The 23,285-nt window shown below is 68.0% G+C and carries 20 protein-coding genes and 2 tRNA genes; 6 read left to right on the top strand and 16 right to left on the bottom strand.

All coding sequences use genetic code 11. From position 1 onward, the window contains the following. Positions 1 to 56: 56 nt before the first annotated feature. The 3 genes from cofC to P5P27_RS13290 are packed head-to-tail and all read left to right on the top strand — an operon-like array spanning position 57 to position 3,891. Positions 57 to 788 (top strand): 2-phospho-L-lactate guanylyltransferase, encoded by a 732-nt coding sequence (gene cofC, locus P5P27_RS13280; protein WP_062366944.1) that lies wholly within the window; start codon positions 57 to 59, stop codon positions 786 to 788. 14 nt (positions 789 to 802) lie between these two features. Next, the gene (locus P5P27_RS13285) at positions 803 to 2,986 is read left to right on the top strand and encodes an RNA degradosome polyphosphate kinase (RefSeq protein WP_006895956.1); all 2,184 of its coding nucleotides are present in this window, start codon (positions 803 to 805) and stop codon (positions 2,984 to 2,986) included. After that, a complete protein-coding gene (locus tag P5P27_RS13290) occupies positions 2,986 to 3,891 on the top strand; it encodes an NUDIX hydrolase (RefSeq protein ID WP_006895955.1) in 906 nt (301 codons plus the stop codon). Before P5P27_RS13285 ends, P5P27_RS13290 begins: the two co-directional genes overlap by 1 nt. Positions 3,892 to 3,976: 85 nt before the next feature. Here P5P27_RS13290 and P5P27_RS13295 read toward each other — a convergent pair whose 3' ends face one another. The 3 genes from P5P27_RS13295 to leuC all read right to left on the bottom strand — a co-directional run bounded on the left by P5P27_RS13295 (position 3,977) and on the right by leuC (position 6,968). Continuing rightward, positions 3,977 to 4,720: an HU family DNA-binding protein gene (locus P5P27_RS13295; protein ID WP_278124374.1), complete on the bottom strand. Its 744-nt coding sequence runs from the start codon at positions 4,718 to 4,720 to the stop codon at positions 3,977 to 3,979. 183 nt (positions 4,721 to 4,903) lie between these two features. Next, a complete protein-coding gene (leuD, locus tag P5P27_RS13300; protein ID WP_006895953.1) occupies positions 4,904 to 5,494 on the bottom strand; it encodes a 3-isopropylmalate dehydratase small subunit in 591 nt (196 codons plus the stop codon). 37 nt (positions 5,495 to 5,531) lie between these two features. Beyond that, complete coding sequence (gene leuC, locus P5P27_RS13305) at positions 5,532 to 6,968, bottom strand: 3-isopropylmalate dehydratase large subunit (RefSeq protein ID WP_006895952.1); 1,437 nt, start codon at positions 6,966 to 6,968, stop codon at positions 5,532 to 5,534. 135 nt (positions 6,969 to 7,103) lie between these two features. Here leuC and P5P27_RS13310 point away from each other — a divergent pair, with 135 nt between their 5' ends. Further along, the gene (locus P5P27_RS13310) at positions 7,104 to 7,823 is read left to right on the top strand and encodes an IclR family transcriptional regulator (RefSeq protein WP_039867175.1); all 720 of its coding nucleotides are present in this window, start codon (positions 7,104 to 7,106) and stop codon (positions 7,821 to 7,823) included. 43 nt (positions 7,824 to 7,866) lie between these two features. Then, positions 7,867 to 8,367, top strand: coding sequence for a pyridoxamine 5'-phosphate oxidase family protein (locus P5P27_RS13315; protein ID WP_006895950.1), 501 nt, complete (start codon positions 7,867 to 7,869; stop codon positions 8,365 to 8,367). On the opposite strand, the gene P5P27_RS13320 is transcribed toward P5P27_RS13315, so the two are convergent. From P5P27_RS13320 to P5P27_RS13365, 10 genes are all read right to left on the bottom strand, one after another. Beyond that, positions 8,349 to 9,101: a MerR family transcriptional regulator gene (locus P5P27_RS13320; protein WP_006895949.1), complete on the bottom strand. Its 753-nt coding sequence runs from the start codon at positions 9,099 to 9,101 to the stop codon at positions 8,349 to 8,351. The genes P5P27_RS13315 and P5P27_RS13320 overlap by 19 nt on opposite strands. A gap of 9 nt (positions 9,102 to 9,110) precedes the next feature. After that, positions 9,111 to 10,679: a flavin-containing monooxygenase gene (locus tag P5P27_RS13325; RefSeq protein ID WP_278124376.1), complete on the bottom strand. Its 1,569-nt coding sequence runs from the start codon at positions 10,677 to 10,679 to the stop codon at positions 9,111 to 9,113. A gap of 12 nt (positions 10,680 to 10,691) precedes the next feature. Beyond that, on the bottom strand, positions 10,692 to 11,615 hold the full coding sequence (locus P5P27_RS13330; RefSeq protein WP_278124378.1) for a ferritin-like domain-containing protein: 924 nt from the start codon (positions 11,613 to 11,615) through the stop codon (positions 10,692 to 10,694). Positions 11,616 to 11,651: 36 nt separating this feature from the next. After that, entirely contained in the window at positions 11,652 to 12,509 is an 858-nt protein-coding gene (locus tag P5P27_RS13335; RefSeq protein ID WP_278124379.1) for an SDR family NAD(P)-dependent oxidoreductase, read from the bottom strand. 218 nt (positions 12,510 to 12,727) lie between these two features. Beyond that, positions 12,728 to 12,800: transfer RNA gene (locus P5P27_RS13340), tRNA-Glu, on the bottom strand. A gap of 54 nt (positions 12,801 to 12,854) precedes the next feature. Next, a tRNA-Gln gene (locus tag P5P27_RS13345) sits at positions 12,855 to 12,926 on the bottom strand. Positions 12,927 to 13,065: 139 nt separating this feature from the next. Next, positions 13,066 to 14,565 (bottom strand): glutamate--tRNA ligase, encoded by a 1,500-nt coding sequence (gene gltX / locus P5P27_RS13350; RefSeq protein WP_278124380.1) that lies wholly within the window; start codon positions 14,563 to 14,565, stop codon positions 13,066 to 13,068. Between the two features lie 14 nt (positions 14,566 to 14,579). Further along, positions 14,580 to 16,412 carry a glycosyltransferase gene (locus P5P27_RS13355; RefSeq protein WP_278124381.1) on the bottom strand — a complete coding sequence of 611 codons (1,833 nt, stop codon included), beginning with the start codon at positions 16,410 to 16,412 and terminating at the stop codon, positions 14,580 to 14,582. Positions 16,413 to 16,445: 33 nt separating this feature from the next. Further along, a complete protein-coding gene (locus P5P27_RS13360; protein ID WP_045539419.1) occupies positions 16,446 to 17,279 on the bottom strand; it encodes an alpha/beta fold hydrolase in 834 nt (277 codons plus the stop codon). Further along, the gene (locus P5P27_RS13365) at positions 17,276 to 18,046 is read right to left on the bottom strand and encodes a fumarylacetoacetate hydrolase family protein (protein ID WP_062366961.1); all 771 of its coding nucleotides are present in this window, start codon (positions 18,044 to 18,046) and stop codon (positions 17,276 to 17,278) included. The genes P5P27_RS13360 and P5P27_RS13365 overlap by 4 nt, the downstream gene beginning before the upstream one ends. A gap of 112 nt (positions 18,047 to 18,158) precedes the next feature. Between P5P27_RS13365 and P5P27_RS13370 the strand changes: the two genes are divergently transcribed. Continuing rightward, a complete protein-coding gene (locus tag P5P27_RS13370) occupies positions 18,159 to 19,379 on the top strand; it encodes an MFS transporter (protein ID WP_278124385.1) in 1,221 nt (406 codons plus the stop codon). On the opposite strand, the gene P5P27_RS13375 is transcribed toward P5P27_RS13370, so the two are convergent. From P5P27_RS13375 to serA, 3 genes are all read right to left on the bottom strand, one after another. Then, positions 19,357 to 20,304, bottom strand: coding sequence for a DUF1648 domain-containing protein (locus P5P27_RS13375; protein WP_278124387.1), 948 nt, complete (start codon positions 20,302 to 20,304; stop codon positions 19,357 to 19,359). The two genes, P5P27_RS13370 and P5P27_RS13375, sit on opposite strands and share 23 nt — an antisense overlap. Before the next feature lie 104 nt (positions 20,305 to 20,408). Continuing rightward, positions 20,409 to 21,419: a 3-isopropylmalate dehydrogenase gene (locus P5P27_RS13380; RefSeq protein WP_045538717.1), complete on the bottom strand. Its 1,011-nt coding sequence runs from the start codon at positions 21,417 to 21,419 to the stop codon at positions 20,409 to 20,411. A gap of 14 nt (positions 21,420 to 21,433) precedes the next feature. Further along, positions 21,434 to 23,029: a phosphoglycerate dehydrogenase gene (gene serA, locus P5P27_RS13385; protein ID WP_006895939.1), complete on the bottom strand. Its 1,596-nt coding sequence runs from the start codon at positions 23,027 to 23,029 to the stop codon at positions 21,434 to 21,436. Between the last annotated feature and the right edge of the window lie 256 nt (positions 23,030 to 23,285).

Here is a 23,285-nt window from a genome sequence, read left to right on the forward strand (position 1 = left end):
ATCGCCGGGGTCGGCTCGACGGCCCGGCAGGCGGCCCGGCCCGTCGGTGCTGCACCATGGTGAACATGCGCGACCCGCTCCCGATAGCCGTCGTCCTGGCCGTGAAACGGCTGGACCACGCGAAGTCACGGCTGGCCGGGGCCCTGCCCTCCGACGAGCAGCGCCGGAGCCTGGTGACCGCGATGCTCGGCGACACGCTCGAGGCGGTCCGGGAGGCGGGCGTCGCGCAGGCGGCTGTCGTCACTCCCGACCCCGCCGTGCACGTCGCCGTCCGCGAGCACGGTGTCCGGGTACTCGACGAGCCCGAGGAGGCCGGCGACGCGCCGCACCGATCACCGTTGAACGCAGCGCTGGCGCATGCGATCGCGGCAGTCTCCCCGACCGCCGCGCTGATCGCCGCGTTGCAGGCCGACCTCGCCGCGCTCGACGCGCTCACGCTCGCCGAGGTACTGGACGAGGCGGCCGCAGCCATCGCCGGAGGCGCCCCCGCCGCCTTCGTCGCCGACCGCTCCGGAGAGGGCACGGCGCTGCTGGTGGTGCGCGCCCAGCACCCCGTCGAACCGCGATTCGGTGCCCGGTCGGCGTCGGCGCACCGAGCGGCCGGAGCGGTAGAGCTCGATCCCGGGCGGCTGCGGTGGGCCCGGCTGCGCACCGACGTCGACACGCCCGCGGATCTGGCCGCCGCGGTCGAACTCGGCGTCGGGAGACGCACGGGCGCGGCACTCCGGGCGTCCCGACACTCCGGTGAACCAAACCGTCCGGCTGACAGGACAGCATCGGACCGATAGTCCACAATTGACGCGTGAGTGCCACGGAAGAGATCGAGAACGAGTCCCAGACCGCCCTGCCCGCCGCACTGCCGGCCGAGACCGTGGATCCCGACGAAGCGGCGGACCTGCCCGCCGACCGGTACTTCAACCGTGAGCTGAGCTGGCTCGACTTCAACTCTCGCGTCCTCGCACTGGCCGAGGACGTCTCCCGCCCGCTGCTGGAGCGCGCCAAGTTCCTGGCCATCTTCGCGTCGAATCTCGACGAGTTCTTCATGGTGCGCGTCGCGGGCCTCAAGCGCCGCGACGAGACCGGCCTCTCGGTGCGCTCGGCGGACGGCCGTTCCCCGCGCGAGCAACTGCATATGATCGCTGTCCGCACCCAGAAGATCGCCGACCGGCATGCGCGCGTCTTCCGTGACTCGGTGCTCCCGGCACTCTCCGGCGAGAACATCAAGATCATCGGCTGGGACGATCTCACGGCCGCCGAGCGGGTGCGGATGCAGACGCACTTCCACAACGAACTGTTCCCGATCCTGACCCCGCTGGCCGTCGATCCGGCGCATCCGTTCCCCTACATCTCGGGTCTGAGCCTGAACCTCGCGGTGACGGTGAAGGACCGCGCCGAGGGCGGCGAGCACTTCGCGCGTGTGAAGGTGCCCGACAACGTCAACCGGTTCGTCCGGGTCGACCGTCTCGTCCAGCCGCAGGGCCCCGACGACGGGCCGCGCACCGCGCTCTTCCTGCCCGTGGAGAATCTGATCGCGGCCAATCTGCCGGAACTGTTCCCCGGCATGGAGATCGTGGAGCACCACGTCTTCCGGGTCACGCGCAACGCCGACTTCGAGGTCGACGAGGACCGTGACGAGGACCTGCTCCAGGCGCTCGAACGCGAACTGGCGCGCAGGCGGTTCGGTTCACCGGTCCGGCTCGAGGTCGGCGACGACATGACCGAGCACATGCTCGAACTCCTGCTCCGCGAGTTGGACGTCGACCCGGGCGACGTCATCCAAGTGCCTGGACTGCTCGATCTGACCTGTCTCTGGCAGATCTACGGGATCGACCGGCCGCAGCTGAAGGAGCGTCCGTTCGTGCCGGCCACCCACCCGGCGTTCGGTGAGCGGGAGACGCCGAAGAGCATCTTCTCGACCCTGCGCGACGGCGACGTGCTGGTGCATCACCCCTACGACTCGTTCTCCACCAGCGTCCAGCGATTCATCGAGCAGGCGGCCGCCGATCCGCACGTGCTGGCCATCAAGCAGACCCTCTACCGCACCTCGGGCGACTCGCCCATCGTCAACGCGCTGATCGACGCCGCGGCCGCGGGCAAACAGGTGGTGGCGCTGGTGGAACTCAAGGCACGGTTCGACGAACAGGCCAACATCCGCTGGGCGCGCACTCTGGAACAGGCCGGGGTGCACGTCGTCTACGGGCTCGTCGGTCTCAAGACGCATTGCAAGACCTGCCTGGTGATCCGTCGCGAGGGCTCGACCCTTCGCCGCTACTGCCACATCGGCACGGGCAACTACAACCCGAAGACGGCACGGCTGTACGAAGACGTCGGTCTGTTCACCGCCGCACCGGAGATCGGCTCGGACCTCACCGACCTGTTCAACACGCTCACCGGCTACTCGCGCAAGCAGGAGTACCGGAATCTGCTGGTGGCGCCCCACGGCATCCGCACCGGCATCATCGAGCGGATCGAGGGCGAGATCGCGGCCCACCGGTCCGGAGATCCGGGGGCACTCATCCGGCTCAAGGCCAACGCGCTGGTCGACGAGCAGGTGATCGACGCGCTGTACCGGGCCTCACAGGCGGGCGTTCGCGTCGACGTGGTGGTGCGGGGCATCTGCGCGCTGCGACCGGGTGTGGAGGGACTCAGCGAGAACATCGTCGTCCGGTCGATTCTCGGCGAGTTCCTGGAGCATTCACGGATCCTGCAGTTCGGTGCCCAGAACGAGTACTGGATCGGCAGCGCCGACATGATGCACCGCAACCTCGATCGACGTGTCGAGGTGATGGTGCAGGTCCGTGACCGCAGGCTGGCCGCCGATCTGGAGGACATCTTCGAGTCGGCGCTCGATCCCCGGACCCGCTGCTGGGAACTGCAGCCGGACGGCACCTGGCGGGCCCAGCCGGCGGCCGGTGAGCAGGTCCGCGACCACCAGCGACAGATGATGACCCGTCAACGCCACCACGCCGACCCGACTGGATCCTGATGAGCCGGCCGACCCGTACCGTGTGGGCCGGAGGCGGCGTCCTCTGGAAGCCGAGCAAGTCGGCCGGCGTGAAGGTGGCGCTGGTTCACCGGCGGCGCTACGACGACTGGTCGCTGCCCAAGGGAAAGGCCGAACGCGGCGAGATCCTGCCGGTGACGGCCGCGCGGGAACTCGTCGAAGAGACCGGCTACGAGGTGCGGTTGGGACACCGGCTGCGCACTGTCGGCTACCGTCTGGCCTCGGGGGTGCCGAAACGGGTCTCCTATTGGGCGGTGGAGGCCGTCGGCGGAGGGTTCCACGCCAACCGCGAATGCGACGATCTGAAGTGGCTTCCGGTGGCCGACGCGATCGACGCGGTCAGCTACGACGCCGATCGCGATGTGCTGCACACCTTCGCCTCCCGGCCGGTGCGAGAGCTGCATACACTGATCGTTCTCCGGCATGCGTCGGCGGGGAGCCGCAGGGACTTTACCGGCGACGATCGCCTGCGGCCGCTCGACACGTGCGGGGTGGCCCAGGCCGCGGCGATCCGTGAGCTGCTCCCCCTCTTCGGCGCGCACCGCCTGCACGCCGCCGACCGGACACGGTGCGTCGACACTCTCGCGCCGCTGGCCGAATCGCTGCGCACCGAGGTGAAGCTGGAACCCGCACTGTCGGAGGAGTCCTTCGAGGCGGCTCCGGACGAGGCCTACCGCAGGATTCGACGACTGGCGAGCAAGACCGGGTCGGTGCACGCGGTGTGCAGTCAGGGCGGAGTCATCGCACCGTTGCTGCACCGGTGGGCCGAGGCCGACGGTGTTGAGTTGCCCGAAGCGGACAACCGCAAGGGCAGCGTATGGGTGCTGACCACGCGCGACGGCGATCTCGTCGCCGCCGATCACATCCCGAGTCCGCTCGCCGACTGACACACCGGACGCACTTCGGCCCCCGTCCACATCGTGCGGACAGGGGCCGAAGTGCGCAATACCCTTTGGCGGCAGGTGGATTCGGTCAGTCGTCGGCGCCCTTCGTCGGTGCGGACTTCTTGGCGGCGGCCTTCTTCGCCGGAGCGGACTTCTTGGCCGCCGTCGTCTTCTTGGCAGCAGCGGTCTTCTTGGCCGTCGCCTTCTTCGCCGGTGCCGTCTTCTCGGCCGCGGTGCTCGTGGCCGTCGTACCCGCGCCGGCGGTCTTCGCCGGAGCCGTCTTCTTGGCCGCGGTCTTCTTCGCGGGCGCCTTCTTCGCGGCGGCGGTCTTCTTCGCCGGCGTCGTCTTCTTCGCGGCCGCCTTCGTGGCGGCCGTCTTCTTCGCGGCCGTGGTCTTCGTGGCCGTCGTCTTCTTGGCCGTCGTCTTCTTCGCCGCGGTGGTCTTCTTCGCCGCAGCGGTGGACTTAGCCGGTGCGGCCTTCTTGGCGGTTCCGGAACCGGCGGCCGGTGTCGCCGACGCGCGCTTCACCGCGGGCTGCCCCGACTTGAGCTTCTGCTTGCCGGAGACGATCGCCTTGAACTGTGCACCCGGCCGGAAGGCCGGGATCGACGTGGCCTTCACCTTCACCGTTTCTCCGGTGCGGGGATTGCGTGCCACGCGTGCTGCACGACGGCGCTTCTCGAAGACGCCGAAACCGGTGATCGTGACGCTCTCACCCTTGTTCACGGCGCGAACGATGGTGTCGATCGCCTGCTCGACGAAGTTGGTGGCTGTCTTCCTGTCCGCATCGAGTCTTTTGGTGAGTTCCTCGATGAGTTCTGCCTTGTTCATCCGTACCTCCGCAGGATTCACACTGGCCGGGCGTGCCAGCTAATCCACACGGTAAACGGATCGTGGCGCAAAATAAGCCAACCAGCGCAAATTCACATGAGAAGTTCGGCCGCAGAACGCAAGCCTCACGGCGAGCGTCGAAATCGATTCTCGCCGTGAGGCTTCAGCGCCCGCGATCGCAGGTCAGGGCAGGGTGGTCGGCTTGAACGACGGACGCCGCGACTCGTACTCAGCGATCGCATCCGTCTGGCGGAGGGTCAGCCCGATGTCGTCGAGTCCCTCCATCAGGCGCCAGCGCGTGTAATCGTCGATCTGCAGCGGCACCACGAGATCGCCCGCGGTGACGGTCTTGTCCTCCAGACTGACCGTCAGCTCCAGTCCCGGCTCGGCCTCGAGCCGCTTCCACAGCAGCTCGACGTCGGACTGGGCCACCTGTGCGGCCACCAGCCCGGCCTTGCCGGAATTGCCGCGGAAGATATCGGCGAAGCGCGACGAGATGACGACGCGGAAGCCGAAGTCCATGAGTGCCCAGACGGCGTGCTCACGCGAGGAGCCGGTGCCGAAATCCGGTCCGGCGACGAGCACCGACCCCTTGCTCCAGGGCTCGTTGTTGAGAATGAAGTCGGGGTCGCCGCGCCATCCGGCGAACAGGCCGTCCTCGAATCCGGTGCGTGTGACGCGCTTGAGGTAGACGGCGGGGATGATCTGATCGGTGTCGACGTTGCTGCGCTGCAACGGAACTCCGACACCGGTGTGGGTGATGAACGGTTCCATCGTGTTTGACTCCTAGTCAGGCCTTGGAGAGGCTCGGTCAGTCCAGATCGGCGGGGGCGGCGAGCGTGCCGCGCACGGCGGTCGCGGCGGCGACGGCCGGCGACACCAGATGCGTGCGGCCGCCCTTGCCCTGGCGACCCTCGAAGTTGCGGTTCGACGTCGACGCGCAGCGTTCGCCCGGCGAGAGCTGGTCCGGGTTCATTCCCAGGCACATCGAGCAACCCGCCATCCGCCATTCGGCGCCGGCTGCCTCGAAGATCTCGCCGAGTCCCTCCGCGTCGGCCTGCGCACGGACCTTCATGGAACCGGGCACCACCAGCATCCGCATTCCGTCGGCCACCTTGCGGCCCTTGAGAACCTCCGCGACCGCCCGCAGATCTTCGATGCGTCCGTTGGTGCATGAGCCGACGAAGACGGTGTCGACCTTGACTTCGCGCAGCGGCATGCCGGGCGTCAAGTCCATGTACTCGAGCGCCCGAGCGGCCGCCTGCGCCTCGGTCTCGTCGGTGATGTCGGCCGGATCCGGCACGTTCGCACCCAACGGCAGACCCTGGCCGGGGTTGGTACCCCAGGTGACGAAGGGCGTCAAGGCGGAGGCGTCGATGTGGACCTCGCGGTCGAAGACCGCACCCTCGTCGGTCCGCAGCGAGTTCCAGTACTCCACGGCCGCATCCCAGTCGTCGCCGGTCGGTGCATGCGGACGGCCCTTGAGGAACTCGTAGGTCACCTCGTCCGGCGCGATCATGCCGGCCCGGGCACCCGCCTCGATCGACATGTTGCAGATCGTCATCCGGGCCTCCATCGAGAGCTTCTCGATCGCCGGACCGCGGTACTCCAGCACGTGTCCCTGTCCCCCGCCGGTGCCGATCTCCGCGATCACGGCCAGGATCAGATCCTTGCTCGTGACGCCGGGCGGCAGTTCGCCGTCGACGGTGATCGCCATCGTCTTGAACGGCCGCAGCGACAGCGTCTGGGTGGCCATCACATGCTCCACCTCGGAGGTGCCGATCCCCATCGCCAGCGCGCCGAAGGCGCCGTGAGTGGAGGTGTGGCTGTCGCCGCAGACGACGGTCATGCCGGGCTGGGTCAGTCCCAGCTGGGGACCGACGACGTGCACGATGCCCTGTTCCGCGTCGCCCATCGGGTAGAGGCGGACGCCGAACTCCTCGCAATTCTTACGCAGCGTCTCCACCTGCAGGGCCGAGACCTGATCGGCGATCGGGCTGAAGATGTCGACGGTCGGGACGTTGTGGTCCTCGGTGGCGATGGTGAGGTCCGGTCGACGCAGCTTCCGGCCGGCCATCCGGAGGCCGTCGAAGGCCTGCGGACTGGTCACCTCGTGCACGAGGTGCAGGTCGATGTAGATCAGGTCGGGGTTGGTGTTGCCGCTCGCATCGGCCTCTCCCGGAACGACGACGTGGTCGTCCCAGACCTTCTCGGCCAGCGTGCGCGGATTTCCGGCGCTCTGCGTCATGAGCTCACTCGCATCTTCTAGTAGTTCCGCTTCGAGTTGGGAGACGCGACCGAGAGGTCCGGGCTGTGGACCACCTCGGCCGGGCCTGCGCCCCTCGACTTTCAATCTCAGTATTTGGACGGTTAATATCGTCCTATGGGAAAGGATAGCGGAATCGGCGTGCTGGACAAATCCGTGATGATTCTGCACACGGTGTCGGAGCAGCCGTGCAACTTGGGCGAGCTGTGCGACGCGACCGGGCTGCCCCGGGCCACCGCCCACCGGCTGGCCGTCGGGCTCGAAGTGCACCAGTTGGTCGCGCGCGACGACAGCGGCCGGTGGATTCCCGGTCCCACTCTCGGCAGGCTCGCCGCGACCGCCCGCGATACCGTCCGCGAAGCCGCCCTGATGGTGCTCCCCCGCCTGCAGGAGTCCACCGGCGAGTCGGTGCAGCTCTATCGCCGCGAGGGCGCCGATCGCGTCTGCATCGCGGCCGTGGAGCCGCCGACCGGTCTGCGCGACACCGTTCCGGAGGGCACGCGGCTGCCGATGTCCGCGGGCTCGGCGGCCAAGGTGCTCGCCGCCTGGTCCGATCCCGACACTCTCCGCAGTCTCCTCGCCGACGCCGTCTACTCCGAGCGGACGCTCGCCGAGATCCGCAGGCGAGGATGGGCGCAGAGCGTCGCCGAACGCGCTGCGGGCGTGGCGAGCATCTCCGCACCCGTGCGGGACGCCTCCGGCGCCGTCGTGGCCGCGGTGTCGGTGTCCGGACCCGTCGACCGGATGGGCCGCCGTCCCGGCGACCGGCTGGCCACCGACCTGGTGGCGGCCGCCGACGCCATCAGCGCGAAACTCAAGACACCGGCACAGATCTGAGTCGACCGCGGCAGCCCGACGGGCGAGACGATAACGTCGGATCATGGGAATCAACCAACGCGCGGCGATCGTCATGAGCGACGACGAGATCGAGGAATTCATCAACCGCCACCGGGTCGCCACTCTCGGAACGCACGGCAAGGACGCGATCCACCTCACCGCCATGTGGTACGGCGTGATCGACGGCGAGATCTGGTTCGAGACCAAGGCGAAGTCGCAGAAGGTGGTCAATCTCCGCCGCGACCCGCACGCGACGGTCCTGATCGAGGACGGCGACACCTACGACACTCTGCGCGGCGTCAGCATCGAAGGCACCGTCGAGGTCTACGACGACGCCGAGAGCTGCCTCAAGGTCGGCATCAGCGTGTGGGAGCGGTACACCGGGCCGTACAGCGACGATCTCCAGCCCGCCGTCGAAGCGATGATGAACAAGAGGGTCGCGGTGCGCCTGGTGCCATCAAGGATCCGCTCGTGGGATCACCGGAAGCTGAACCTCCCGTCGATGCCCGTGGCGGGGTCGACGGCTCAGTGGCTCGACGACTGAGACTCGCGTTCGCCGGCCGCGTGCTGATGGACTCTGAGTTCGTGGTCGAGCGCTCCGTCGAGGCACCGGTCGAGGGTGGCGTGTGCATTCTGCGTACCGACCGCACGCATCGTCCCCAGCAGTGAGGCCGCCCAGGACGCCTCGTCCTGGTCGGCAGGCACCCATCCCGGGCCGCGCCTGCGGTCCACCTCTTCCCGTGCGGAGACCATCAGGATCTCGGCGGCCTCGGCGACCTTCTCGGCGAACCGACGGTGCACGTCGGCCAGCACCGTCAGTCGCATTCCCTGTTCGACGAGCCGCGCGAGATTGCGGAGGCTCCGAGGATCGCCGGTCTCATACGCCGCGCCGTCGGCGGTCTCCTCCAGCAGGCCCGCGCCGAGCAACGCCTGCACGTCTGCGTCGTCGACGGTTCCGAACAGACGCTCGAGCGCCGGGCGGTCGAACACGGTCCGTTCCGTACTCGCCCACGGCTCGTCGAGGATCTCGGTCAGCTCCAGAGCCTCGCCGACGAGTGCCCGCGGATTCGTCAGGAAGGTCGCGATGTGCTTGAGCGTGAACCCGTTGCGCAGCAGTTTGTCGATCGCGCGGAGTCTGCTCAGGTGCTTCTCCGTGTAGATCGCCACCCTTCCTCGACGCACCGGGCGCGGCAGGAGGCCGTGCTCTTGATAGCCGCGGATGTTGCGGGTGGTGACCCCGGATATGCGAGCGAGGTCGTCGATCCGGTACTCGGTCATGCGCAGATGTTATCCGGCACCCACGGGTCGCCTCCGACCCCGCAGACCGGGATCGACCGCACGGGCGGCATCGGAGCCTCCCCCGCGGCCGCCCGCCATCTCGGCATCGGCGCCCCGCCCCGACGCGTGCACCAGGATTCGGTAGTCGCGTAGATCCACCCTGCGGAGCTGACGGACGTACTGGGTCGCGAATCCCGGATACATCGTCGCGTTGAAGCCGTCATCGGTGAGATACCAGCTCCGACAACCGGAGTTCCACGTGGTGGCGCCCAGCCGCCGCTGAATGTCGTCGTTGTAGGCCCGCTGGACGTCGGCCCGGACGTCGAGTGCCTTCCAGTCGGCCGCCAGCAGTCGCCCGATGGCGTCGGTGATGTATTCGATCTGGGCCTCCATGTACACCAACGCGGAGTTGTGGCCCGGGCCGGAGTTGGGTCCGAACGTGAAGAACAGATTGGGGTACCCCGACACCGCGACGCTCCGGTACGCGTACGCACCGCCTCGCCATTCGTCGGCGAGGACCCGTCCGTCCAGACCCGTCACCGGTATCGGCGTGCCCGCCTTCGCCACGTCGAACCCGGTCGCGAAGACGATGCAGTCGGCCTGGTGCTCGATACCCTCGACCGTCCGGATCCCCTGGGGTGCGATCCGGGCGATCGGCCAGGTGACCAGCTTGCAATTGTCCTGCTGAAGCGCCGAATAGTAGTCGGTGGTCATCAACAGCCGCTTGCAGCCGGCTGCGAAGTCCGGGGTGAGTTGGCGCCGGAGCCACGGGTCGGACACCTGCGACCGCAGGTACAGCTTGCTCGCCGCTTCCACCGCGCGGGTGAGCGGAGTGTTCCAGACCACGCCGAGCGCGATGGATTCGTGTCCCCAGAACCATGCCGAACGGACCAGCTTCTGGGCTCCGGGAATCGATCGGTATGCGGTCTTGGTCAGCCTGCCGGTCTTGACGTCGACGCGCGGCAGAACCCAGCCGGGGGTCCGCTGGAAGACCTTCACCGAAGCCGCCTGTTTCACCAACTCGGGCACGATCTGGACGGCGCTGGCCCCGGTGCCCACCACCGCCACCCGTTTGCCGGTGAAGTCGTAGTCGTGGTCCCATCGGGCACTGTGGATCCGATGACCTTCGTAGTCGTCTATTCCGCGGATGTCCGGGAACGAGGGATTGGCGAGCGGGCCGGACGCCAGGATCACCGACCGCGCCCGAACAGGTGCGCGGTGCTCGAAGGAGATCGTCCATTCACCCGAGGCCGCGTCATAGTCCAGGCCGCAGACGGTGTGCTCGAACCGGATGTGTTCGCGCACTCGGGCGGCGTCGGCCATCTCTTCGATGTAGTCGAGGATCTCGCGGCTGCCGGAATAGGTGTGCGACCACTCCGGATTGGGAGCGAAGCTGTACGAGTACAGCTGGGACGGAATATCGCACGCGGCACCGGGATAGGTGTTGTCGCGCCACGTCCCGCCGATCGCGGTGTCCCGTTCGAACACGACGAAGTCGTCGATGCCCTTGTCTTTGAGTCTGATCGCGGCGCCGATACCGGCGAATCCGGCTCCGATGACGGCCACTGAGAGTGTCATGGTGGTCTCCCGTCAGGCCGTGGGCTCGTAGGTCAACTCCCGCGACCACGTCGGTGTTCGCCTCACCAGCGACACGGGAATCCAGTTCGTCACCGTCACCAGCGAATCGGCGACCGCGTGATAGGCGACGTTGTCACGATTGGTCACCAGAGCGCCGTGTGTGGCGACGAAACGGAACATCGGCAGTCTGCGGGTGTAATCGCTGCGCCGCCCGACCGAGCGGTAGCGCTTCATCGCGCTGTAGAGACGTTGCTCGTCGACGCCCATCGCGACGATGTTGTCGCGCATCTTGTTCAGCAGCGGAAGGTATGTCAGCAGTCCGATGAGCAGAGAGGGCTGCGCCCATCCGCCGACGAAGTCGATCGTGCGCCGACGCAGACTGGCGTGGCCCAACATGTCCATCACCTCGAAATCCACTGCCAGGTGGCGTGATTCGTCGGAGTTGATCCGCTTGAACACCTCCTGCGCCACCGGGTCCTTCACCTCGTCGGTGATGAACTTGATGAGCGCACCGTCGAGCGCCACCTCCAGCATCGGAATCACCGTGCCCAGGAACGACAGCGACAGTCCGTCGGAGTAACGATCGAGCCAGTTGATCACCAGCTGAACGTTCACGTTGGGCGACGGGATCTCATCGTCGTCGAGCATCCCCCAGCGCCGCATCAGCGCCAGCTCGGCGTTCGCGTGCTTCTGTTCCTCCGCGTGGAAGTGCTCGTAGATGCTCTTGAGGGTGGCGTCGGGAGCCTTCTTCGCCATCGCCGCGAATCCGCGCGCACCGACGTTCTCGATCCACATCAGATCGGAGATGAACGGCTTGAGCTTCGCATGCAGTTCCGGCTCGATCAGTTCGGCGCCCGGTGCGTCCCAGTCGATGTCGGCGAGCGCCCACTGCCGGTCTTTGATCTTCTGGAGCATGCTGTCGAAGTCCATGGCCATGGCCGGTCCTTTCGTTGGATGCGATGAGACTGTCGGTCAGGCGGCCGGCAGGAAGCGGCCCAGCACGCCGAGACCGCGGGCGTACGGGACGGGGAGAAAACGCTTGAGACGCCAGATCACGTTGGCGTCGAGTTGCGGGAGCACGTACAGCCGTCCGAGATCGTGGGCGTCCAGGGTCATGGCGGCGACGGACTGCGGCGAGGTTCCGGTCAGTTCCATCAGCCGGCCGGCCAGATTCTGTCCGGCCTCGGTGATCCGGCCGTCCCGCGCGACATTGGTCTTGACGAACGTCGGGCAGAGCACCGTGACTCCGACGCCCGACCCCGCGAGCTCGGCTGCGAGGGTCTCCGACAGCGACATGACGCCGGCTTTGGAGACGTTGTACGGCCCCATCGACGGTGCCGCGGCGAACCCCGCCGCGGACGCGACGTTGATGATTCCGCCGCGGCCGGCCGCGCGGAGTATGGGGGCGAAGAGTTCGCATCCGTGGATCACGCCCCAGAGATTGATTCCCAGCGCCCAGTCCCAGTCGTCGAGGCCCACCTGCCCCACCGGTTCGCCGCCGATTCCGACTCCGGCGTTGTTGACGACGAGTGTCGGCGCCCCGGAGAAGACATCGCAGACGATGGTCACCAGCGCCTCGACATCGGCCCGATCGGCCACATCGCATCGGACCGCGTGGGCGCTGCGGCCGGTCTCGGCGGCGATGAGCGCGACGGTCTCGGCGGCGCGCTCGGCGTCGATGTCGGCACAGACCACATCACCGCCCCGGCGGGCGAGTTCGAGTGCGAAGGCCCTCCCGATCCCGCTGCCCGCACCGGTGACGACCGCGTCGGCACCGACTGAGCGCGGGTCGCGGACCAGACGATGAAGAAGCCGGTCGACGCCGTACATCAGTGCGCCCCCGTCGCGCTGTCGAGGCTCCCCGAGCGCCGAGCGGTGATTCCAGACACCGGATCCAGACCTGAGTGATTCGCGCAACTTCCCATCTCTGAACAACATCACCCACTGCGCCAGTTGTCAATGGCACAGTGAAGGATGGTGTATCGAGGACGCCGAAAGAGAAGACCCCCGGTCATGAATTCCACTTCATGACCGGGGGTCTTCTTCTGTAGCCCCGACGGGATTCGAACCCGCGCTACCGCCTTGAGAGGGCGGCGTCCTAGGCCGCTAGACGACGGGGCCCTAGAACAACTCTGTTGAATTGTGAGGCACACAGAATAACATCCGTGTACTTCGCTGGGGTACCAGGACTCGAACCTAGAATGGCTGAACCAGAATCAGCTGTGTTGCCAATTACACCATACCCCAAGGGTTTGAACCGGAATCCGTTGGGCTTGGCGCTGCCGTTCCGCTTTCCGGGCCGGGAAGAACAATACCAACACCACCCACCCTAAACACAAATCGGCTGGTCAGGGGCCCGTTCAGGGCGCCCGACCAGCCGAGGTGATCAGAGCGAAGCCGACAGTTCGCGCGCCTGGCGGAGTCGAGCCAGCGACTTCTCTCGCCCCAGCAACTCCATCGATTCGTACAGCGGCGGGCTCACCGCGGCACCGGTGACACCGACGCGCACGGGCCCGAAGGCCTTGCGCGGCTTGAGCTCCAGACCGTCGACGAGAGCCTCCTTGAGAGCCGACTCGAGGGCCGCGGTCTCCCAGAGATCTACCGCCTCGCACGCCGCGATCGCCGCGTCGAGCACGCCGGTGGCCTCCCCGCCGAGGTTCTTCTTCACAGATTTCTCGTCGTAGGTGAAGTCGTCGTCGGACACGAACAGGAATTTGATGAGATCCCACGCGTCGCCGAGCACTTGAATGCGCGTCTGGACGAGGTCGGCGATCACCGCCCACCGGCCGGCGTCGACCGGCCCGGACAACCGGCCCCCGTCGATCAGGAACTTCTGCAGTCGGTCGGCGAAGTCGGCGGAGTCGAGCCGGCGGATGTGCTCGGCATTGATGGAGTCGGCCTTCTTCTGGTCGAAGCGAGCGGGATTCGAATTCACGTTGCGGACGTCGAATGCCTCGACCATCTCGTCGAGCGTGAAGATGTCGTGGTCGGCGGAGATTCCCCACCCCAGCAGGGCCAGGTAGTTGAGCAGACCCTCGGGGATGAATCCCCGATCACGGTGGTGGAACAGACTCGACTCGGGGTCGCGCTTGGAGAGCTTCTTGTTGCCCTCACCCATGACGAAGGGCAGGTGGCCGAACTCGGGAACGCGGTCGGCCACGCCGAGCCTCATCAGTGCGCGGTACAGCGCGATCTGCCGGGGCGTCGACGGAAGGAGGTCTTCGCCGCGCAGGACGTGCGTGATCTTCATCATCGCGTCGTCCACCGGGTTCACCAGCGTGTACAGCGGATCGCCGATCTCGTCGTCCCCGCGGGCGGCGCGAGTGAGCGCGAAGTCGGGCACCGTCCCCGCCTTGATCGTGGTGGTGCCGCGAACCAGGTCGTCCCACGTCAGGTCCTCGTCGGGCATCCGCAGCCGGATCACCGGCTTGCGGCCCTGCGCACGGAACTCCGCGCGCTGCGCGTCGGTGAGATCACGGTCGAAGTTGTCGTAGCCGAGCTTGGGGTCGCGTCCGGCCGCCTTGTGCCGCGCCTCCACCTCCTCGTTGGTGGAGTAGGCCTCGTACGCCTCCCCCGCCTCGAGCAGCCGGGCGACCACATCGCGGTGAATCTGCTTACGCTCCGACTGCCGGTACGGTCCGTAGGGGCCGCCGACCTCGGGTCCCTCGTCCCACTCCAATCCGAGCCAGCGCAGGGCGTCGAGGATGGCGTCGTACGACTCCTGGCTGTCACGCGCCGCGTCGGTGTCCTCGATCCGGAAGACGAAGGTGCCGCCGACGTGACGCGCCTGAGCGAAGTTGAACAGCGCGGTCCGGGCGAGTCCGACGTGCGGAGTTCCGGTTGGGGAGGGACAGAAGCGGACGCGGACGTTCTCGGCACTGGTCATGGCCGTAATGGTAGTCAGTCCGTTGCGAACAGTCGTTCCCAGTTCTCCCTGCTCGTGAGCTGCGGCACTGCTTCGCGCCAGGCGCGCTGCAGTTCCGGGGCCTGCCGCCGCAGTCGCCAGCACAGCGTGGCGAGCTCCCTGCCCTGCGCCACACTGGTCGCGCGATCGTATGTGCGAACCCGCACGCCGGTCTGCGAGGCGTCGGTGACCACCGCTGAGGTGAACCGTCCGACGTGCCACCAGGCTCCGTCGTCGGCGCCTATCGCCACCCGCCCGGGCGCCCGCCGACCGAGCAACTGCTGCGCGGCGCGCTTCACCAGCACCCGCCGTTCCCACTTCTTCGCGGGCGCCGGCGGCCGCGGGATCACCGGCAGGTCCGCGATCTCAGACGCGGGCCGCAGCCTGGTGTCGTCGTACTCGCTACGCAGCGCGTTGATCTCGGCGAGCTTGGCTCGGCCGCCGTCGGCGAGCACGTACGGCCCGGCGAGAAAGTCACGGACCGCCCGCAGTTCGATCGCCGCCTGCCCGTACTTGAGGCCGACGATCAACTCGCCGATGTGCTCCGCGACGGTCGCGGAGATCGTCTTGCCGTCGAACCGCGAATGGATGGCCGCCGAGATCAGTACATTGCGCTGACCGAAGTACGACGACCAGTCGTCGACGTCTTTGAGATGGAAGTCGGCGTGCCAGACGCCGGCGTTGGGCAGCGTGACCGTGGGAAAGCCCGCTCGACGGCACCGTACGCCGTACTCGATGTCGTCCCACTTGATGAAGTACGGCATCGGCAGACCCACCGCGTCGATCGCCTCCCGCGGGATCAGGCACGACCACCAGGCGTTGTACCCGGCGATCACACGCACGTCCTGCCGGAACTCGAGCGCGTCGACACCGCGGCGGGCGTTGGGCGGCGGGTCGGCACACGTCAGGTGATCGAGATCGTCGGTCTCCGCCGTCATGTGGATGCGCGTCGTCTCCGACAGCAGCAGCATCTGCGCACCGACCAGCATCGGTTCCCGCGCGAATCGCGCGAACGAGGTCATCCGCAGGATCGACTCCGACTCGCAGAGGATGTCGTCGTCCATCACCAGCACGTCGGTCAGCGGTCGGCCGGCCGCGGTCGCCTCGTAGATTCCCCGCGAGAAACCGCCGCTGCCACCGAGATTGGCCTGGTTGAGATAGTCGAGCCGGCTGCCGAGTCCGGCCCTCAGATCGTCGAAGCCCGCGGCGTCGGCGACCCGGCGTGTGCCCTGGTCGACGAGGTGAACCGTCTCGACGCGCTCGGCGAGATCGGCGTCACGAGCGACGGCGCCGACCGTGGCGACAGCGTCGTCGGGACGGTTGAACGTGCAGATCACCACACTGACCCGGCGGTCGCGGACCGGCTCGACCGCCGTAGTCCACCGGGCGTTCCACACGCGCGCTCGGCCACCGACGACCGCGAGGTCGAACCACGCGGCACCGCCGTCGAGGTAGCGATCGATCTGTACCTCCACCACGGCGCGGCCCGCACCGGTGAGACCGACCACGGTCAGCGGCCGTATCCGCCCGCTGATGTCGGAGGCACGGGTGGCGACGGTGAGTTCGGCGCCGTCGTCGCATGAGTAGTCGAACTCGACGGCGACCGTCCCGACGTCGGTGTACCGCTGCCAGTACGCGGCGGCGAACCGACCGAAGTAGGTGTCGGTGCTCAGCCGAGAACCGTCGGACAGGACCGCACAGTCACGCTCCACCCGGACCGGTGTTCCGCCTGCATCGGCGTACAGGGCGGGGTCGACGCGAGCGGTGTCACTCGCGAAGAAGGTCCGCTGGAGAAGGTGGCCGGTCCCACCCGGCTGACTGTGGGGCATGAGCGACTCCCTGTGCACGCACCGATCCCGCCATCATCTGTGGCGGCTGAGGAACTCGAGGATAAGCGAATTCACCTCGTCGGGCTGCTCGATGTATCCGTAGTGACCGGCTCGCGCCACCTCACGGTACTCGGCGTCCGGAATCGCCTCGGATACCTCTTTGGCCAGGTAGGCCGGAAGCGTCCGGTCGTCGGCGAACCCCACGACGAGGCACGGCGCCGCGATGTCGCGGTACGCGGAAAGGCGGTTCTGCTCGCGGTCGTGCAACGCGAGCTGGGCGCGGACGCCGGGCGCGCGCGTCTGGCCGCTGAAGCCGATGATGTCGAGCCAGTCGCGCGCCGAGCGGTCGTCGGCGAGCGTGTGCGGCGAGAGATTCATATGTGCCGTGAGCGCGGCGTGGTACGAATCGGGCAGTGTGATGTTCTTGTCGAACAGTTCCCGCTCCCCCGCCGAGAAGGCCTCGAGCATCGGGGTCGGACGCCCGTAGGTGGCGAGCATCACCGCCGCAGTCACCAGATCCGGCCGGGCGAGCGCCAGTTCCTGGGCGATCCGAGCGCCCAGCGACGTCCCGACCACCCGCGCGGGACCGCCCAGATGCTCGATCAGGGCGGCGGTGTCGGCGACCATGTCGGCGAGCGAGAAGCCCTCGGCACATTCGCTGGAGGGCGCGATACCCCGGTTGTCGAAGGTGACGACGCGGTAGCCCGCCTTGAGGAGTGCCGGCTGCTGGTGCGCATGCCACACGCGTCCGGGACTCCCAGTACCCATCACCATGACCACCAGAGGCCCCGACCCGGCATCGGTGTACGACACATTGATCCCGTTGACGCGCACTGTCTGAGGCCGTGCCGGCGCGGGCCGGGTCACTTGTCGACCACCGGGTTGCTCAGCGTCCCGATACCCTCCACGGAGACCGAGACGCGCTGACCGGCGGTCATCGGCCCGATCCCCTCCGGGGTGCCCGTGAGAATGACGTCGCCCGGCAGCAGCGTCATCACACGCGACACCCATTCGACGATCTCTCCGACACTGTGCAGCATCAGCGAGGTCCGGCTCGACTGCTTCACCTCACCGTCGAGCTCGGTCTTGATCTGGACGTCGGAGGGGTCGAAGTCGGTGACGATCCACGGCCCCAGCGGACAGAAGGTGTCGTAGCCCTTGCCCCTCGTCCACTGGCCGTCGTGCTGCTGCTGGTCGCGGGCGGTCACATCGTTCGCCACCGTGTAACCGAGGATCACCTCGCCCGCCTTGGCCGCCGGGACGTCTTTGCACGGGCGCCCGATCACGATCGCGAGTTCGCCCTCGTAATCGACGCGCTCGGACGACGGCGGGCGGACGATGGGCGCCTCCGGACCGATGATCGAGGTGTTCGGCTTCATGAAGATGACCGGATCCGCCGGCGCCTCGCCGCCCATCTCGGCTGCGTGCGCAGCGTAGTTCTTGCCGATGGCGATGATCTTGGTCGCGAGGATCGGCGCGAGGATGCGCGTCTGCGACAACTGCCATGAGCGCCCCGTGAACGTGGGCGTTCCGAAGGGATGTTCAGCGATCTCCCGGGCCGTCTCCTGCCCGGGCTCACCTTCGACGGCGACGAAAGCGACGCCGTCAGGACTGGCTACACGACCCAATTTCATAGCCCCAAGGCTAACGCACGAGTCGGACGGTTCTAGAATGTGAAACGGATATATCACTATGTGAGACGCTAGCGCAAAGGCGCAGCGTCTCACCCGATCGACCGGGAGGCCGATGATGCCGGGACGCCCCGAATCCATCTCCGATGTCAGAGCGTGGACGATGCTCGCCTGCTCGCTCCTGGCGGCGATGACTACGACGTGCGCCACATCAGGAGTGGCCTATGTGATTCCGGAACTGCATCGGTCGCAGGGGATGTCGCTCTCGTCGGCGGCCACGCTCGCGGCGATCCCGACGATCGGCCTGACCCTCACGATCATCGTCTGGGGTGCGGCGCTGGACCGCTTCGGCGAGCGCCGAGTCCTGACGGTCTCCCTGCTGATCACTCTGGCCGGAACGATCGGCGCACTGGCCGCCGCGGCGGCGGGCGCGGGCTTCACCGCGCTGGCCGCGGCCCTGCTGGTGGGCGGGCTGGGCGCGGGCGCGGCGAACGGTGCGAGTGGACGGATCGTGGTCGGATGGTTCCCGGCCTCCTCGCGCGGCACCGCGATGGGCATCCGGCAGATGGCGCAGCCACTGGGCATCGCCGTCTGCGCGCTCACCATGCCGGTGCTCGCCGCACGGGCCGGACTGACGGCGGCCTTCGCGGTGCCGGTCGCCGTCACCGCGCTCGGGCTGATCGCCGTGGTCTTCGGGATCATCGACCCCCCGATCGGACGCGGCGCCGGCTCGGCCTCGTCGGCGAATCCGTATCGCGGGGCGACATTTCTGCAGCGGGTCCACGCGGTGAGCGTCCTGCTGGTGATCCCGCAGTCGATGCTGTGGACCTTCGTTCCGGCATGGTTGATCGTCGGGCACGGGTGGTCGCCCCTGAGGGCCGGTGTCCTGGTCACCGCCACACAGGTGGTCGGCGCGCTGGGACGCATCGCAGCCGGCCGGATATCCGACGTCTGGGGATCGAGGATGCGACCGATCCGGGTGATCGCCGTGGCCGCGGGAGCCGGAACCGCGCTGCTGGCGCTGACCGACTGGATCGGTTCTCCGCTGGCCGCGGCGGTGATGGTGGTCGCGACGGTGAGTTCGGTGGCCGACAACGGACTGGCGTTCACGGCGATCGCCGAGTTCGCCGGGCCGTCGTGGAGCGGCCGCGCCCTCGGTGTGCAGAACACCGCCCAGTACGTCACGACCGCGGCGAGCACGCCCGTGCTCGGCGCGCTGATCGAGGCAGCGGGCTACTCGGCCGCCTTCGCCGTCGCAGCGATCGCACCCGTCATCGCGATCCCCCTCGTGCCCCGCGACCGCACTCCCCGGATCAGCGAGACACCAGTGCGTTGAGGACGCCCGCGGCGTCGGCGGCGCCGTCGACCACGACCACCTCGCGACGGTCGTCACCGACCACCAGCAGCGCCTGACCTGACCGCAGCACGAACCCCTTGGCGCCGCGCAGATTCCGCCGACCCGAGACCCGGTAACCCCAGCCGCCGAAGTCACGGAGCGCGTTGACCTCCACGACCTCGGCGCGCCGGATCTCCGAGAGCGGCATGGCGATCACCGGCCAGCCGATCCGACTCGCCGCCCTGAAGCCGTCCTCGGACACGCTCACCTGTATCGAACCGGTCAATGCCAGCCCGACGGCGGCGACCAGCACCGCCACACCGAGCAGATACCAGTTCGCCATCACCACACCCAGCCCGCACAGCACGGCGACGGCCGCTCCGACGGTCACCAGGCCACCCGCGCCCACGGACGCCGTTCCCGTCCAGCTGCGCTGCCCGTCGTGGGCGACCGGCACCTCGCCCACGGGGGCCGTGCGACCGTATCCGACCGGCCGGACCGGCGTGGCGAAGGCGACGGCGACCGCGAGAACCAAGGCACCGACGCCGCAGACCGCCGTCAGCCAGACCGGTGCCGTCGCCGACGATGCGTCGTCGAGCCCTCGCTGGCGGCCGGTGATCCAGATCGTCACCGCGATCACGAAGGTCGCGGTTCCGGTTCCGATCCCGGTCACGATCCGCGAGGTGACCGGCTCCTTCACCACGAAGGCGCCGACCCCCGCGATCACGGCGCCGACCACGGCGGTCGCCGCCGTGAGCACGATCAACTCGGTGATCGACGAGAATCCGTCGGCGCCGTCGGCGCCGAAGTGCGAGGCCACCCGATCCGGCAGATCCGAGGACCAGATCGCGAGCAGTGCGCACCCGACGACACCCACCAGCAGCACAACCAGCGGTCCGATCGTCCGCCGGGCAGATTCACTCATACTCGTCACGGTAGCCGAGCGATCGCCGGAACCCGGTACCTGGCCCGCGAGAGAGGAACGGCCCCGACGCGCAAGCGCCGAGGCCGTTCGCAGACGGATCGTCGTCAGACGCCGGCGAGGATGCGGTCGCCGACCTCCGAGGTGGAACCGCGGGAGGATCCGCGGGTCGCCACATCGGCCGCGACGGCCTTCTCCACGCGTGCCGCGCCCTCATCGTCGCCCAGGTGGCGGAGCAGCAGTGCCACGGACAGAATGGCCGCGGTGGGGTCCGCGATGTTCTGTCCGGCGATGTCGGGCGCGCTGCCGTGCACCGGCTCGAACATCGACGGGTTGGCGCGAGTGGCGTCGATGTTGCCCGACGCCGCCAGGCCGATGCCGCCGGACACCGCCGCCGCCAGGTCGGTGATGATGTCGCCGAAGAGGTTGTCGGTGACGATCACGTCGAAGCGACCCGGGTCGGTGACCATGTAGATGGTCGCCGCGTCGACGTGAATGTAGTCCGTCGCGACCTCGGGGAACTCCTTGCCGATCTCCTCGACCGCACGGGTCCACATGCCGCCGGCGAAGGTGAGCACGTTGTTCTTGTGCACCAGCGTCAGCTTCTTGCGCCGGGACTGCGCGCGAGCGAAGGCGTCGCGGATCACGCGCTCGATGCCGAACCGGGTGTTGACACTCACCTCGGTCGCCACCTCCTGCGGTGTGCCCACCCGGATCGCGCCGCCGTTGCCCGTGTACGGCCCCTCGGTGCCTTCGCGGACCACGACGAAATCGATCTTCGGATCGCCTGCGAGCGGCGAGGCGACGCCCTCGTAGAGCACCGACGGCCGCAGGTTGACGTGATGATCGAGAATGAACCGCATCTTCAGTAGGAAGCCGCGTTCCAGCGTGCCCGACGGGACCGACGGGTCACCGATGGCGCCCAGCAGGATCGCATCGTGCTCACGCAGCGAGGCGATGTCCTCGTCGGTGAGCAGTTCACCGGTCGCGTGGTAGCGGCGCGCACCGAAGTCGTATTCGGTGGTCTCGACGTCGGGGTGCAGCTTGCGCAGCACGCGAAGCGCCTGGTCGACCACCTCGGGTCCGATCCCGTCACCGGGGATGACAGCGAGTTTCATCGGCTTGCCCTGGCTCACGACAGGTCCACCTGCTTGATGAGGGTGGCCGAGACGGCGTCGCCGACCGCCGCGACCAGCGCGTCGTCGAGTTCGCGGTCGAGCCGCAGGATCATGGTCGCGCCGTTGCCCTCCACGTCCTGGGCCAGGGCGGCGGCGATGATGTCGACACCGGCGTCACCGAGCACGGTGCCGATCTTGCCGAGCGAACCGGGCTGGTCGGCGTAGCTCACGAGCAGGTTGCGGCCCTCGGCACGGAGGTCGAAGTTACGGCCGTTGATGTTCACGATCTTCTGAACCTGCTGCGGTCCGGTCAGCGTTCCGGCGACGTTGACGATGCTGCCGTCGGCGAAGACCGCGCGCACGTCCACCTGGCTGCGGTGGTTGGGGCTCTCGGTCTCGGTGACGACGTCGTGGCTCACGCCGCGCTCACCGGCGACTGCCGGGGCGTTCACGAAGGTGACCGGCTCGTCGACGACGGCCGAGAACAGTCCGCGCAGGGCCGAGAGGCCGAGCACGTCGACCGGGCTGGCGGCGAGTTCGCCGCGCACCTCGACAGTCAGGTTGGTCGGCATGCCGCCCGCGACGACGCCGGCCAGGACGCCGAGCTTGCGCGACAGCTCCAGCCACGGCGCCACCTCGTCGTCGACCGGACCGCCCGTGATGTTCACCGCGTCCGGCACGAAGTGTCCGGCCAGCGCCAGCTTCACACTGGCGGCGACGTCGGTGCCCGCGCGGTCCTGGGCCTCGGCGGTGGAGGCGCCGAGATGCGGCGTCACGACGACCTGGTCGAGGTCGAACAGCGGGGAGTCGGTGCAGGGCTCGGAGTCGAAGACGTCCAGGCCCGCGCCGCGGACCCTGCCGGCCTTGATGGCGTCGGCCAGGGCCTGCTCGTCGATCAGCCCGCCGCGAGCGGCATTGACGATGATGACGCCGTCCTTGACCTTGGCGAGCTGCTCGGCGCCGATGAGGCCGGCGGTCTCCTTGGTCTTGGGCAGGTGGATGGTGATGAAGTCGGCGCGTTCGAGGAGTTCGTCGAGGCCGACCAGCTCGATGCCCAGCTGTGCCGCACGGGCCGCCGAGGCGTAGGGGTCGTACGCGATGATCTTGGCCTCGAAGGCGGCCAGTCGCTGGGCGACCAGCTGACCGATGCGGCCGAGCCCGATGACGCCGACGGTCTTGTCGAAGACCTCCACGCCGGAGAACGACGAGCGCTTCCAGGTGTGTTCCTTGAGCGTGGCGTCGGCGGCCGGGACCTGACGAGCAGTCGACATCAGCAGGGCGATCGCATGCTCGGCCGCCGAATGGATGTTGGACGTGGGAGCGTTGACGACCATGACGCCGCGCTCAGTGGCCGACGGCACGTCGACGTTGTCCAGGCCGACGCCTGCGCGAGCGATGATCTTCAGATTCTTACCCGCATCGAGGACTTCGGCGTCCACGGTGGTCGCCGAACGCACCAGAATGGCGTCGGCGTCGACCACTGCTTCGAGCAGCTTCGGGCGATCAGGGCCGTCTACCCAGCGCACCTCGACGTCGGAGCCGAGGGCTTCCACCGTCGAGGGGGCGAGCTTGTCAGCGATGAGGACAACTGGACGGCCGCTTTCGGTCACTGCATTCTCCAGGTTTCTTCCGGTGAAGAGTGCCAGGTCCGGCACCCAAGACTTGCCCCGCCATCGTAATTCCCCGGCGCCGCGCGGGCACATCCGCCCCGATGCGAATGTGGTGCCCGACACCTGGGCGCGTGTACATTGCTGACGTCGTCTCATTTCCGTCACAACTGCAGCGGTATCTGAGGCGGGCATTGGGCGTTGCCCCGGAGGGCACTTAAGGTAGGCACGTCGCCCGTGAAGACATACGCGGCCTCGA

Source organism: Gordonia sihwensis, assembly GCF_029632925.1.
GTDB lineage: Bacteria > Actinomycetota > Actinomycetes > Mycobacteriales > Mycobacteriaceae > Gordonia > Gordonia sihwensis.

What these genes read in the sequence shown, in the direction of transcription:
- P5P27_RS13335 (WP_278124379.1), bottom strand. Translation starts at nt 12,509, where the DNA reads ATGTACGGCGTCGACCGGCTTCTTCATCGTCTGGTCCGCGACCCGCGC.
- P5P27_RS13295 (WP_278124374.1), bottom strand. Translation starts at nt 4,720, where the DNA reads ATGAACAAGGCAGAACTCATCGAGGAACTCACCAAAAGACTCGATGCG.
- P5P27_RS13315 (WP_006895950.1), top strand. Translation starts at nt 7,867, where the DNA reads ATGGGAATCAACCAACGCGCGGCGATCGTCATGAGCGACGACGAGATC.
- leuC (WP_006895952.1), bottom strand. Translation starts at nt 6,968, where the DNA reads ATGACGCAGAGCGCCGGAAATCCGCGCACGCTGGCCGAGAAGGTCTGG.
- P5P27_RS13320 (WP_006895949.1), bottom strand. Translation starts at nt 9,101, where the DNA reads ATGACCGAGTACCGGATCGACGACCTCGCTCGCATATCCGGGGTCACC.
- P5P27_RS13355 (WP_278124381.1), bottom strand. Translation starts at nt 16,412, where the DNA reads ATGCCCCACAGTCAGCCGGGTGGGACCGGCCACCTTCTCCAGCGGACC.
- gltX (WP_278124380.1), bottom strand. Translation starts at nt 14,565, where the DNA reads ATGACCAGTGCCGAGAACGTCCGCGTCCGCTTCTGTCCCTCCCCAACC.
- cofC (WP_062366944.1), top strand. Translation starts at nt 57, where the DNA reads ATGGTGAACATGCGCGACCCGCTCCCGATAGCCGTCGTCCTGGCCGTG.
- P5P27_RS13380 (WP_045538717.1), bottom strand. Translation starts at nt 21,419, where the DNA reads ATGAAACTCGCTGTCATCCCCGGTGACGGGATCGGACCCGAGGTGGTC.
- P5P27_RS13375 (WP_278124387.1), bottom strand. Translation starts at nt 20,304, where the DNA reads ATGAGTGAATCTGCCCGGCGGACGATCGGACCGCTGGTTGTGCTGCTG.
- leuD (WP_006895953.1), bottom strand. Translation starts at nt 5,494, where the DNA reads ATGGAACCGTTCATCACCCACACCGGTGTCGGAGTTCCGTTGCAGCGC.
- P5P27_RS13370 (WP_278124385.1), top strand. Translation starts at nt 18,159, where the DNA reads ATGATGCCGGGACGCCCCGAATCCATCTCCGATGTCAGAGCGTGGACG.
- P5P27_RS13365 (WP_062366961.1), bottom strand. Translation starts at nt 18,046, where the DNA reads ATGAAATTGGGTCGTGTAGCCAGTCCTGACGGCGTCGCTTTCGTCGCC.
- P5P27_RS13325 (WP_278124376.1), bottom strand. Translation starts at nt 10,679, where the DNA reads ATGACACTCTCAGTGGCCGTCATCGGAGCCGGATTCGCCGGTATCGGC.
- P5P27_RS13290 (WP_006895955.1), top strand. Translation starts at nt 2,986, where the DNA reads ATGAGCCGGCCGACCCGTACCGTGTGGGCCGGAGGCGGCGTCCTCTGG.
- P5P27_RS13310 (WP_039867175.1), top strand. Translation starts at nt 7,104, where the DNA reads ATGGGAAAGGATAGCGGAATCGGCGTGCTGGACAAATCCGTGATGATT.
- P5P27_RS13330 (WP_278124378.1), bottom strand. Translation starts at nt 11,615, where the DNA reads ATGGCCATGGACTTCGACAGCATGCTCCAGAAGATCAAAGACCGGCAG.